We start from the raw sequence: 11,581 nt of genomic DNA, 5'->3' as shown, positions 1-11,581 counted from the left end.
AAGCTATTTGTGTCCATTCGTCCGTTCCAGCAGCACACACCGACTTTGGGCGAGCGCGCCTTTGTCGATCGTTCGGCGGTAGTGATCGGCGATGTCGAGATTGGCGCCGACAGTTCTGTCTGGCCGCTGACCGTCATCCGCGGTGACATGCACCGCATCCGCATCGGCGCGCGCACCAGCGTGCAGGACGGCTGCGTGCTGCACATCACCCACGCCGGGCCCTTTAATCCGGACGGTTTCCCGCTGTTGATCGGCGATGACGTCACCATCGCCCACAAAGTCATGCTGCATGGCTGTACCGTGGGCAGCCGCATTTTGATCGGCATGGGCAGCATCGTCATGGACGGCGCCGTCATTGAAGACCAGGTGATTGTCGGCGCAGGCAGTCTGGTCCCCCCCGGCAAGCGTCTTGCCAGCGGCTTTCTGTATGTCGGCAGCCCGGTCAGACAAGTGCGCGCGCTGACTGAAAAAGAGCAGGCCTTCTTCACCTACAGCGCCGGCAACTACGTAAAACTCAAAGACCAGCACTTGGCCGAAGGCTACGACCTGCCAGTTTAAGCTCACTATTTTGGAGCCCTGCATGCACTACCAAAACGTTTTGTTCGACCTCGACGGCACCCTGACGGACCCGCGTGAGGGCATCACCCGCTCGATCCAGTTTGGCCTGAGCAAAATGGGGATTGATGAACCCGACCTGACCAGCCTCGAACACTTTATCGGCCCGCCCTTGCTGCAACAGTTCATGGCCACCTATGGCTTTGACGAGGCGCAGGCGTGGGAAGCAATGGGCTTCTACCGCGAGCGTTTTGCGGTAACCGGCCTGTATGAAAATCACATCTTCGACGGCGTGCCACAGCTGCTGGAAGAGCTGCAAGGGCAGGGGCGCCAGCTGTTTATCGCGACGTCCAAGCCCCACGTCTATGCGCGGGAAATCGCCCGGCATTTTGATTTCGCCAAACACTTCAAGGTGATCTACGGCAGCGAACTGGACGGCACCCGCACCAACAAGGTCGAGCTGATTGCCCATTTGATGCAGGAGCAAGGGCTGGACCCGGCCCAGACCCTGATGATCGGCGACCGCAAGCACGACCTGATCGGTGCCCGCGACAACGGGATGGACGCGGCAGCCGTGGGCTATGGCTTTGGCAGTTTTGAAGAGTTGAACTCGTTCGCGCCCAAATACCACTTTGAGACGCTGGCACAGCTACATCAGGCGTTCAAAGGCTGACTAAAGTCTGTGGGAGCTGGCTTGCCAGCGATGCAGCCATCGCCAGCAAGCTGGCTCTCACAAAATCAGACCTGCCGCGCCTCGATCTCGCGCTGCAAATCCCCGCGCCAGCCCAGCAAAAAGGCCAGCTCCACCACCACAAACAGCGGCCCCACGATCAGCCCGGTCACGTCATCGATAAACGCCGGTTTGCGCCCTTCGTAGTAATGCCCGACAAACTGAATCGCCCAGCCGACAACAAACAAGCCGACTCCCCAGCCCAGCCACGCCCCCGTACTCAGCGCCGCCAGGGTGTGCCCGAACCACACGGCCAGGCCCAATAACAGTGTCATCAACAGCCCCAGTCGCCGCTCAAGGCGCAGATAAAACACAGCGCTGGCCAGCATCACCAGCAGGGCGGGCGAAACGCCTGCCCACTGCGGCCTCGACAACAACACCGCAACAGCCATCACGATCAACGGGATACCGATGAAATGGCTGACGATATTGCGCGGGTCACGGTGGTAGGCGGCGTATTGGCTTAGGTGGTCGACCAGGCTTTTCATGGCGGCAGCTCTTGGAGTGGACGATGCGCTGAGTTTAGCGCACCGCCAGAAATGATTTTTTGGTTATTAATAAATAGCTTCTTATTCCTTAGCGAATCTAAAAACCGTCCCTATACTGACTCGGTAACACACATACCGCTGGAGACGCACACCCATGGGCAACGAATCGATACGCTATTTGATAGTGCCGGGCTGGCAAGGTTCGTCCGACGATCATTGGCAAACCCACTGGCAAAACAGCTTACCGAACAGTACCCGGGTGGAGCAGGACGACTGGCTGACACCGCGTCGTGAAGACTGGATCGCAGCCCTGGCCGAAGCAATTGCCGCCGACAGCACCCCGGTGATTCTGATTGCCCATAGCCTGGGATGCATCACGGTTGCGCACTGGGCCGAGCGCGCCCCGTCCAGCTTGCTGAACCAGGTGCGAGGCGCCTTGATGGTGGCCCCGGCCGATGTCGAACGCCCGGCTTGCGCCCCGGCCTTACGTAACTTTGCACCGATTCCAGACCAGCCGTTGCCGTTTCCAAGCCAGATTGTCAGCTCCGATAACGATTCTGCAGTCAGCGCGCCCCGGGCCATGGAGTTCGCCCGCCAGTGGGGTGCCAAGATCGGGATCATCAGCGGAGCCGGGCATATCAACGTCAAATCCGGTCACCAGCGCTGGGAACAGGGGTTCGCCTTTTTGTATCGCCTGCAAACCCGCATCGAGCAAGGCGCCCTGCGCCGCGCATGAATTTTTTGTAACGCCCGCGCCCACCCATCGGCGGCGGGCGGGAGCCAGCCATGAGCCTGCATGAAACCTTTGGTCAGCCGCTGCTGACCTTTCCCGACGCTGAAAAAAGCCCACTGAGCATTCGCGCCAAAGCGCTGGTATTCGTTGATCCGCGCTCGCGTCAGCTTCGCAACGACCTTGAACAGCTGGCACCGCGCGCGTTGCCGGTACTGATTCGTGGCGAAACCGGCAGCGGCAAAGAGTTGCTCGCCCGCCACATCCACCGCGCCAGTGATCGCACCGGGCTGTTCGTGTCGGTGAACTGCGGGGCAATCAGCCCCACCTATGCCGACGCAGAGTTGTTCGGTTACGCCCCGGGTGCGCACAACAGCTCGGCCAGCAGCCGTGCCGGATGGTTCGGCTCGGCCAATGGCGGTACGTTGTATCTGGACGAAATCGGCGACTTGCCGCTGGCCATTCAAGTCAAGCTGCTGGCAGCCCTGGAAACCCACGAAGTCACTCGCGTGGGCGCCCACCAACCGAGCCCGGTCGACGTGCGGCTGGTGGCGGCCACCAGCATTGATCTGGCGCAGGCGGTGAGTGCCGGCAAGTTCCACGAACGGCTGTATCACTACCTCAGCGAAGGGCGCCTGGATTTGCCGGCCTTGCGCGAACGGCCCGGGGATATCTTGTCGCTGGCCGAATATTTTTTGGGCATATACAGCCAGCGTTTGAACCTGCCCGTGCCATTTATCAGCGACAGTGCGCAACGTGTGCTGGAGCGCCACAGCTGGCCGGGCAACACCCGGGAGCTGGAGAACGTGATCCACTTTGCGCTGCTGGTCAGTACCGGGGAAGAGATCCAGCCCGAGCATTTGAACCTGCCCGACACGCTGAGCCAGATTGAGCGGTTTATCAAAGGCGCAACGGCCCAGGAGCTGACAGCCCTCAAGCAGTTACTGTGATTGCGCAGTCGCTGAGGAGCGCAGCGAGGCTGCGATCGATTGCGAAGCGATCGTAAATCCGGCGCTCCCGGTTTAACTGACACACCGCGATACCTGATTTTGCGCTGGCTGCGCCACCGATCGCAGCCTCGCGCTGCTCGTCAGCGACTACAGGTGCGCCGCGATCAGTAGTCGCTGAGGAGCGCAGCGAGGCTGCGATCGATTGCGAAGCGATCGTAAACCCCGCGCTCCCGATTTACCTGAAGCACCGCGACACCTGATTTTGCGCTGGCTGCGCCAACGATCACAGCCTCGCGCTGCTCGTCAGCGACTACATGTGCGCTGCGATCGATTGCGAAGCGATCGTAAACCCCGCGCTCCCGGTTTACCTGAAGCACCGCGACACCTGATTTTGCGCTGGCTGCACCACCGATCGCAGCCTCGCGCTGCTCGTCAGCGATTACAGGTTTGCCACAATACGCTCAAGCGAACTAAATAGCATAAGAAGCTGAATAAATATTATTGTTCGGGAATAAAGAAACTCGGTATTGTCCGTTGCGTCTTCACATAAAAACCGTCATCCGAACGGTCCCACACTTAAGGGCATTGCATGAAAAAGGTTCTGTTGTTTACCGCATTGGCGGCTGCTTTGACTGCAGGCCTGGCACAGGCTGGCGAGAAACTGGTGGTTGCCGCGACCCCGGTACCCCACGCCGAAATCCTTGAGCTGATCAAACCGACCCTGGCCAAAGAAGGCGTGGATCTGGAAATCAAAGTGTTCACCGATTATGTGCAACCGAACGTGCAGGTCGCCGAGAAGCACCTGGATGCCAACTACTTCCAGACCCTGCCGTACCTTGAAAGCTTCAACAAAGGTAAAGGCACCAATCTGGTAACCGTAATCGGTGTTCACGTTGAACCGTTCGGCGGCTACTCGAAAAAAATCAAAAACCTGTCCGAGCTCAAAGACGGCGCAACCATCGCCATCCCGAACGAAGGCAGCAACAGTGGCCGTGCGTTGATCCTGCTGCAGAAGGCCGGTCTGATCGAACTCAAAGACCCGACCAATGCTGTGTCCACCCCCAAAGACATCGCCAAGAACCCGCACAACTTCAAGTTCAAAGAGCTTGAATCGGCGCTGCTGCCACGGGTGCTGGACCAGGTTGACCTGGACATGATCAACACCAACTACGCGCTGGAAGCGGGCCTGAACCCGGCTACCGACGCACTGGTCATTGAAGGCTCCGATTCACCGTACGTGAACTTCCTGGTGGCCCGTCCTGACAACAAGAACAGCGACGCCATCCAGAAGCTGGCCAAAGCCCTGACCAGCCCTGAGGTCAAAGCGTTCATTGAACAGAAATACAAAGGTGCGGTAGTCCCTGCGTTCTAACCAGCGCCCGCCCCACTGAAAACGCCGACGGCTTTTAAAGCGTCGGCGTTTTTTATTTGTCCGCCCAATACCAGGCAGGCTGATCCAGTATTCGCTGGCCAACCACCGCCGTCTGGCCGAGGTTTTTTTCCAGCACGATGCAGTTGCATTCCAGGTCCTGCTGCAACGCTGCGATCAGTCGCCGGGCGTGGGACACCACCCAGACTTGCGACTGTTGCGAAGCACCAATGATCAATCGCGCCAGGGCCGGCAGCAGATCGGGGTGCAGGCTGGTCTCGGGCTCGTTCAGCACCATCATGGTGGGCGGACGCGGGGTGAGCAGGGCGGCGATCAGCAGCAGGTAGCGCAAGGTTCCGTCTGACAGCTCGGCGGCCGACAGCGGCCGTAACAGGCCCTCTTGGAAGAACTCGATGGCAAACCGCCCGCCGGGCACAAATTTTATGTTCAACCGCGCACCGGGAAAGGCATCGCTGATTGCCGAATGCAGCGCTTGGGGGTCGCCGATCTCAATGATGGTTTGCAATGCCGCAGCAAGGTCACGCCCGTCGTGATGCAGCACCGGGGTGCGGGTGCCCAGTTGGGGCTGGCGCACCGGCGACTCGGGGTCGGTGCGAAAGTGATCATAAAACCGCCAGCCACGAATGGACTCACGCAGCTGCAAGACTTCCGGCGAGGCATGCAAACTGCCGACCTGATCGAACAAGCTGTCGTACATCGGGGCATATTGCGCCAGTATCTGCCAGCTGCGGCCAGCACGGGCGCGAATCATCGGACCTTTACGTTGGACCAATTCACTGGCGGGCCGGTAAAAAGGCCCTACCCAAATGCTTTCATGCTTGATCTGCGGGTCGAGGGAAAAGGCCGACAATTCAGGTATTGTCAGGCCCAGCGCTATGGAATAACTGAAATCTTCTCCGGCAAATCCCAGGCGCAAGCGCTTGACCTCCTGACGCGCGCAGCGCGAGATAGCCACCTCCCCTCGCTTCATACTCGGTGAAATCACCTCTGGCCCGGCCCAGAACGTTGATTCCAGACCACCCTCACGGGCTACGGCATTGATCACCCCGCCCCGTGCGGTTTCGGCCAATAAACGCAAGGCCCGGTAAAGATTCGATTTGCCACTACCATTGGGGCCGGTAATCAGATTAAGTCTGGCCAGGGGCACCACCAAATGGTTGATGGAGCGGTAGTTGGCCACCGCCAGGGTGGTGAGCATGGGTGACCTCGATGAAATGGCTGCAGTCGGCTCCCACAATGGGCAAGCAGGCGGCACATAGAGTCCCACAGACCCTGAACCCTGTTCTACGCTGTCTGTCGTATCCGGATGTAAAACAGCATCACGCAAAGGAGCTTGCATGGCTGGTCCACGAAACAAAGCTGTTTTGGGCTTGAGCCTTTTGGTACTTCTGACCGCTTGCGGCAAAGAGGGGCCCAAAGAGCCTCTGGCCCCACGGGTATATGTACAGCAGGTCAGCACCCGCGAGTTTGCCCCGCCGATCCAGCTCAGCGGTGATATCCAGGCCCGCGTCGAAACCCAGCTTTCATTCCGGGTCGGCGGCAAGATCATCGAGCGCAAGGTCGATGTCGGTGATCACATTCTGCCCAGTCAGGTGCTGGCCAGCCTCGACCCCAAAGACCTGAAAATCCAGGTTGAAACGGCGCAGGCCAGCGTCAACGCACAACAGGCCCAGGTGGTGCAAACCCGAGCCGCGTTTGTTCGTCAGCAAAAGCTGCTGCCAAAAGGCTATACCAGCCAAAGTGAATACGATTCTGCCAATGCCGCGCAGCTCAGCGCGCAAAGTGCCCTGGCGGCCGCACAGGCGCAGTTGGCCAACGCCCGCGAGCAACTGAGCTACAGCCAGCTGCACGCCGAGGCACCGGGGATCATTACCGCGCGCCAGGCCGAAGTCGGGCAAGTGGTGCAGGCCACCATGCCGATTTTCACCCTGGCCCGCGACGGTGCACGCGACGCGGTCTTCAACGTGTATGAGTCTCTGTTCATCGAGCCGCCCAAAGACCCCACCGTGCAAGTCACGCTGCTGAGCAATCCGGCGATCAAGGTTAACGGCCAGATCCGCGAAATCACCCCCACCGTGTCGGCACAAAGCGGCACCCTGCAGATCAAGGTGCAACTGGATGCGTTGCCAAAAGGCATGGATCTGGGTTCGATTGTCAGCGTTAACCTGACCCCGCCTGCCAGCCCCAGCATCGAACTGCCCTGGTCAGCCCTGACCAAGGACGTCAGCGAGCCCGCGGTGTGGATCGCCGACGAGCAAAATAATGTGCGCTTGCAACGGGTCCAGGTCGGGCGCTACCTGACCGGCAGCGTGATCGTCAGCAAAGGCCTCAAAGATGGAGAGAAAGTCGTGGTCGCAGGCGGACAATTGCTGCACCCCGGGATGAAGGTTGAAGTTGCACCCACCCCGGCTCAGGGGACCCAACTATGAACCGGCCAAGCCTGTACCGGCTGGGGATCCTGCCGTTGACCGCCGCCCTGTTGCTGGGCTGCTCTGAAAAAAAACCGCCCGAGCCCGTTCGCCCGGCCTTGTACATCGTGGTCCAGCCCCAGCTTGCAGACCAGTTGGGACGCTTTGCCGGCAACATCGAAGCCCGCTACGAAAGCACTCTTGGCTTTCGCGTGCCGGGCCGTATCGTGCGCCGCTATTACGACGTGGGCGCAGTCGTCAGGAAGGGAGACATCCTGGCCAACCTCGACCCCACCGATCAGCAAAACCAGCTGCGCTCGGCCCAGGGCGATCTGGCCAAGGTGCAGGCGCAACTGATCAATGCCCAGGCCACCGCCCGTCGCCAGCAAGAACTGTTCAACCGGGGCGTCGGAGCCCAGGCGCAACTGGACACGGCACAGGCCAACCTCAAAACCACCGCGGCCTCGATGCAACAAGCCGTGGCCGCGGTGAATCAGGCCCGGGATCAGCTCAGCTACTGCGACCTGCGTGCCGATCATGACGCCGTGATCACCCAGTGGAAGGCCGAGGCCGGGCAAGTGGTGAGCATCGGCGAGGAGGTGGTTACCCTGGCGCGTCCTGAAATCAAAGAGGCGGTGATCGATCTGCCCGGGCCTCTGGCCGAGGCGCTACCCAAAGGCATTGAGTTTCTCGTCGCCGGACAGCTCGACCCGAACGTCAACACCACAGCCCACATTCGCGAAATCGCGCCCCAGGCCGACAGTGCCACCCGTACCCGGCGCACCCGGCTGACCCTGGACCAGACCCCGCCAGCCTTTCGCCTCGGCAGCTCTGTCAGCGTGACCGTCAGCAGCCCGATCGCCGAGCACTTCGAATTACCGCTCACCGCCTTGCAGGAAACCGACGGCCACAGCCGCGTCTGGATCATCGACCCGCACGCCAAAACCGTAAGCCCGCACGACGTCAACGTGCTGCGCCGTGATGGGCAAACGGTGTTACTCGCCGGCGGGTTGAAGGGCGGCGATTACGTGGTCAGCGCCGGCGTCAACAGCCTCACCTCCGGGCAAAAAGTCAGACTTGATAAGGAAAGCTCGCAATGAATGGGAAGTTCAACCTGTCCGAGTGGGCTCTGAAGCATCAGTCATTTGTCTGGTATTTAATGTTTATGGCGGTGGTCGCCGGGATCTTTTCGTACATGAACCTGGGCCGCGCGGAAGATCCGTCCTTCGCGATCAAAACCATGGTCATCCAGACCCGGTGGCCCGGCGCCACCGTCGATGAAACCCGGCTGCAAATCACTGACCGCATCGAGAAAAAGCTCGAAGAGCTGGACTCGCTGGACTACGTGCAAAGCTATACCCGACCCGGCGAGTCCACGGTCTTTGTGTTCCTCAAGGACACCACCAAGGCCGATGCCATCCCCCAAATCTGGTATGAGGTGCGCAAAAAGATCGGCGACATTCGCGGCGATTTCCCCCAGGGCATTCAAGGCCCCGGGTTCGACGACGAGTTCGGGGATGTGTACGGCACCATTTTCGCCTTTACCGGCGACGGCTTCACCATGCGCCAGCTGCGCGACTACGTGGAGCAGGTCCGCACCGGGATTCGCGATGTGCCCAACCGCGGCAAGGTCATGACCATCGGCGAGCAGGATGAAACCTTCTACCTGAACTTTTCGACCCGCAAACTGGCGGCCCTGGGCCTCGACCAACAGCACGTGCTGGAAAGCCTGCAGGCGCAAAACGCCGTGACCCCGGCCGGGGTCATTGAGGCCGGGCCCGAGCGCATGTCGGTTCGTACTTCGGGGCAGTTCCACAGTGTCGAAGACCTGGAAGCGGTGAACCTGCGGGTCAACGACCGCTTCTACCGGCTGGCCGATATCGCCGAAATCAGCCGCGGTTACGTCGACCCGTCCGCGCCCATGTTCCATTACAACGGCAAGCCTGCCATCGGCCTGGCGATTGCCATGATCGACGGCGGCAACATTCAAGAATTCGGCAAACAGCTGCAGCAACGCATCGACGACCTCACGGCCGAACTGCCGGTGGGGGTGGGCGTACACATGGTGTCCGACCAGGCACAGGTGGTCGAGGTGGCCGTGGGGGGTTTCACCAGCGCGCTGTTTGAGGCGGTGGTGATCGTGCTGGCGGTGAGTTTCCTCAGCCTGGGGCTGCGTGCGGGCCTGGTGGTGGCGATCTCGATCCCGCTGGTGCTGGCGCTGGTCTTTGTGTTCATGGAATTCACCGGCATTGCCATGCAGCGGGTATCCCTGGGTGCGCTTATTATCGCCCTGGGCCTGCTGGTGGACGACGCGATGATCACGGTGGAAATGATGATCACGCGGCTCGAGCTGGGGGAGACCAAGGAGCAGGCCGCGACCTTTGCCTACCACTCCACGGCCTTCCCGATGCTCACCGGTACGCTGGTGACGGTGGCAGGCTTCGTGCCCATCGGCCTCAACAACAGCTCGGCAGGGGAATACACCTTCACCCTGTTCGCGGTGATTGCCGTGGCGATGCTGGTGTCGTGGGTGGTGGCGGTGCTGTTTGCGCCGGTGCTGGGGGTGCATATCCTCAGCGCCAAGGTCAAACCCAAGTCCGAGGAACCCGGACGTCTGGCCCGGACCTTCGATAACGGCCTGCTGTGGTGCATGCGCCATCGCTGGATGACCATCGGCGTCACCGTGCTGATGTTTGTGCTGGCGATTTTCGGCATGGGGCTGGTGCAGAACCAGTTCTTCCCGGCATCCGACCGCCCCGAAATTCTGGTGGACCTGAACCTGCCGCAAAACGCTTCGATTCAGGAAACCCTCAAGGTCACCCAACGCTTTGAAGAGTCGCTCAAGGGCGACCCGGATATCGTGCGCTGGAGTTCGTACATCGGCGAAGGCGCAATTCGTTTCTACCTCCCGCTGGACCAGCAACTGCAAAACCCGTTCTACGCCCAGCTGGTGATCGTCAGCACCGGGCTTGAGAGCCGGGATGCCTTGATGGAACGCCTCAACAAACGTCTGCGTGAAGAGTACGTAGGGGTCGGCAGCTTTGTGCACACCCTGGAACTGGGGCCGCCGGTGGGCCAGCCGCTGCAATATAGGGTCAGTGGCAAAAACATCGATCTGGTGCGCAAATACTCACTGGATCTGGCCTCGGTACTGGATGCCAACCCCAACGTCGGCGAAACCATCTTCAACTGGAACGAACCGGGCAAGGTGCTGCGCATCGACATCGCCCAGGACAAGGCCCGCCAGTTCGGGCTGTCATCCGAAGACGTGGCCAAGGTGATGAACAGCATCGTCAGCGGTGCAGCCGTCAGCCAGGTCAAGGACGACATCTACCTGATCAACATCGTCGGCCGTGCCGTCGGCAGCGAGCGTGGCAGCCCGGAGACCCTGCTGAACCTGCAAATCACCACCCCCAGCGGCACCTCGATTCCGTTACTGGCCTTTGCCACTGTGCGCTACGAGCTGGAACAACCGCTGATCTGGAGCCGCGACCGGATCCCCACCCTGACCCTCAAAGCCTCGGTGCGCGGTTCGATGCAGCCGACCGATCTGGTGGCCAAGCTCAAGCCCGAGGTCGACAAGTTCGCTGACAGCCTGCCGCAGGGCTACACCCTGCAAACCGGCGGCACGGTGGAACAGAGCGCCAAGGCCCAGGGCCCGATCGCCAAGGTGGTGCCGTTGATGCTGTTTTTGATGGCCACCTTCCTGATGATCCAGCTGCAAAGCGTGCAGAAGATGTTCCTGGTGGTGAGTGTGGCGCCACTGGGGCTGATCGGTGTGGTGCTGGCGCTGGTGCCGACCGGCACACCAATGGGCTTTGTGGCGATCCTGGGGATTCTCGCCCTGGTGGGCATCATCGTGCGTAACTCGGTGATTCTGGTGACCCAGATCGACCAGTACGAACGCGATGGCTTCGACCCCTGGCACGCGGTCATGCAAGCCACTCAACACCGGCGACGGCCGATTCTGCTGACGGCGGCAGCGGCCAGCCTGGGCATGATTCCGATTGCACGTGATGTGTTCTGGGGCCCCATGGCCTACGCCATGATCGGCGGCATCATCTCCGCCACCTTGCTCACGCTGTTGTTCCTGCCCGCGCTGTACGTGGCCTGGTACAAGATCAAGGAAAGCAAGGACGCGCCGCCAGCCCATGCCTGATGCCCTCTGAGGGCGATGTCCCTTGTGGACAGGCATCGGCTGCTTCGCCTGTTGATGTGGGGATCGCACGCCCCCTGTAGGAGCAAGCTCGCTCCTACAAGAGGCCTGGAGGATTGTCGGGAATTTCCGAATACCGGTATCGAATTCACCCCCCTTTATCTGCATAAACAC

10 protein-coding genes are annotated in these 11,581 nt (G+C 60.5%); 8 read left to right on the top strand and 2 right to left on the bottom strand.

All coding sequences use genetic code 11. The features are described from left to right. Nucleotides 1-9 precede the first annotated feature (9 nt). Together AOC04_RS20440 and AOC04_RS20435 are read left to right on the top strand one after the other, a co-directional pair. Entirely contained in the window at nucleotides 10-558 is a 549-nt protein-coding gene (locus tag AOC04_RS20440) for a gamma carbonic anhydrase family protein (protein WP_060696383.1), read from the top strand. Nucleotides 559-580: 22 nt separating this feature from the next. After that, entirely contained in the window at nucleotides 581-1,228 is a 648-nt protein-coding gene (locus AOC04_RS20435) for an HAD family hydrolase (RefSeq protein WP_060696382.1), read from the top strand. A 65-nt stretch (nucleotides 1,229-1,293) separates the two neighbouring features. Here the strand turns inward: AOC04_RS20435 and AOC04_RS20430 are convergent, their stop codons facing one another. Then, a complete protein-coding gene (locus AOC04_RS20430) occupies nucleotides 1,294-1,773 on the bottom strand; it encodes an Mpo1 family 2-hydroxy fatty acid dioxygenase (protein WP_060696381.1) in 480 nt (159 codons plus the stop codon). Between the two features lie 154 nt (nucleotides 1,774-1,927). Between AOC04_RS20430 and AOC04_RS20425 the strand changes: the two genes are divergently transcribed. From AOC04_RS20425 to AOC04_RS20410, 3 genes are all read left to right on the top strand, one after another. Beyond that, complete coding sequence (locus tag AOC04_RS20425; RefSeq protein ID WP_060696380.1) at nucleotides 1,928-2,509, top strand: alpha/beta hydrolase; 582 nt, start codon at nucleotides 1,928-1,930, stop codon at nucleotides 2,507-2,509. A gap of 50 nt (nucleotides 2,510-2,559) precedes the next feature. Then, nucleotides 2,560-3,453 carry a sigma 54-interacting transcriptional regulator gene (locus AOC04_RS20420; protein WP_060696379.1) on the top strand — a complete coding sequence of 298 codons (894 nt, stop codon included), beginning with the start codon at nucleotides 2,560-2,562 and terminating at the stop codon, nucleotides 3,451-3,453. Between the two features lie 589 nt (nucleotides 3,454-4,042). Further along, on the top strand, nucleotides 4,043-4,825 hold the full coding sequence (locus AOC04_RS20410; protein ID WP_060696377.1) for a MetQ/NlpA family ABC transporter substrate-binding protein: 783 nt from the start codon (nucleotides 4,043-4,045) through the stop codon (nucleotides 4,823-4,825). A 52-nt stretch (nucleotides 4,826-4,877) separates the two neighbouring features. Here the strand turns inward: AOC04_RS20410 and AOC04_RS20405 are convergent, their stop codons facing one another. Further along, a complete protein-coding gene (locus tag AOC04_RS20405; RefSeq protein ID WP_060696376.1) occupies nucleotides 4,878-6,041 on the bottom strand; it encodes an AAA family ATPase in 1,164 nt (387 codons plus the stop codon). A 139-nt stretch (nucleotides 6,042-6,180) separates the two neighbouring features. Between AOC04_RS20405 and AOC04_RS20400 the strand changes: the two genes are divergently transcribed. The 3 genes from AOC04_RS20400 to AOC04_RS20390 are packed head-to-tail and all read left to right on the top strand — an operon-like array spanning nucleotide 6,181 to nucleotide 11,410. Then, complete coding sequence (locus tag AOC04_RS20400) at nucleotides 6,181-7,272, top strand: efflux RND transporter periplasmic adaptor subunit (protein WP_060696375.1); 1,092 nt, start codon at nucleotides 6,181-6,183, stop codon at nucleotides 7,270-7,272. Beyond that, nucleotides 7,269-8,351 (top strand): efflux RND transporter periplasmic adaptor subunit, encoded by a 1,083-nt coding sequence (locus tag AOC04_RS20395; protein WP_060696374.1) that lies wholly within the window; start codon nucleotides 7,269-7,271, stop codon nucleotides 8,349-8,351. Before AOC04_RS20400 ends, AOC04_RS20395 begins: the two co-directional genes overlap by 4 nt. Continuing rightward, nucleotides 8,348-11,410: an efflux RND transporter permease subunit gene (locus AOC04_RS20390; RefSeq protein WP_060696373.1), complete on the top strand. Its 3,063-nt coding sequence runs from the start codon at nucleotides 8,348-8,350 to the stop codon at nucleotides 11,408-11,410. The genes AOC04_RS20395 and AOC04_RS20390 overlap by 4 nt, the downstream gene beginning before the upstream one ends. Nucleotides 11,411-11,581: the final 171 nt, after the last annotated feature.

It is taken from the genome of Pseudomonas versuta (genome assembly GCF_001294575.1).
Taxonomy (GTDB): domain Bacteria; phylum Pseudomonadota; class Gammaproteobacteria; order Pseudomonadales; family Pseudomonadaceae; genus Aquipseudomonas; species Aquipseudomonas versuta.
Note: the sequence above shows the minus strand (reverse complement) of the source record. Positions and strands in the feature narration are given on the sequence as shown.

Excerpts from the sequence above, each read along its gene's own strand:
- AOC04_RS20395 (WP_060696374.1), top strand. The coding sequence starts at position 7,269 with ATGAACCGGCCAAGCCTGTACCGGCTGGGGATCCTGCCGTTGACCGCC.
- AOC04_RS20435 (WP_060696382.1), top strand. The coding sequence starts at position 581 with ATGCACTACCAAAACGTTTTGTTCGACCTCGACGGCACCCTGACGGAC.
- AOC04_RS20405 (WP_060696376.1), bottom strand. The coding sequence starts at position 6,041 with ATGCTCACCACCCTGGCGGTGGCCAACTACCGCTCCATCAACCATTTG.
- AOC04_RS20400 (WP_060696375.1), top strand. The coding sequence starts at position 6,181 with ATGGCTGGTCCACGAAACAAAGCTGTTTTGGGCTTGAGCCTTTTGGTA.
- AOC04_RS20390 (WP_060696373.1), top strand. The coding sequence starts at position 8,348 with ATGAATGGGAAGTTCAACCTGTCCGAGTGGGCTCTGAAGCATCAGTCA.
- AOC04_RS20410 (WP_060696377.1), top strand. The coding sequence starts at position 4,043 with ATGAAAAAGGTTCTGTTGTTTACCGCATTGGCGGCTGCTTTGACTGCA.
- AOC04_RS20430 (WP_060696381.1), bottom strand. The coding sequence starts at position 1,773 with ATGAAAAGCCTGGTCGACCACCTAAGCCAATACGCCGCCTACCACCGT.
- AOC04_RS20425 (WP_060696380.1), top strand. The coding sequence starts at position 1,928 with ATGGGCAACGAATCGATACGCTATTTGATAGTGCCGGGCTGGCAAGGT.
- AOC04_RS20420 (WP_060696379.1), top strand. The coding sequence starts at position 2,560 with ATGAGCCTGCATGAAACCTTTGGTCAGCCGCTGCTGACCTTTCCCGAC.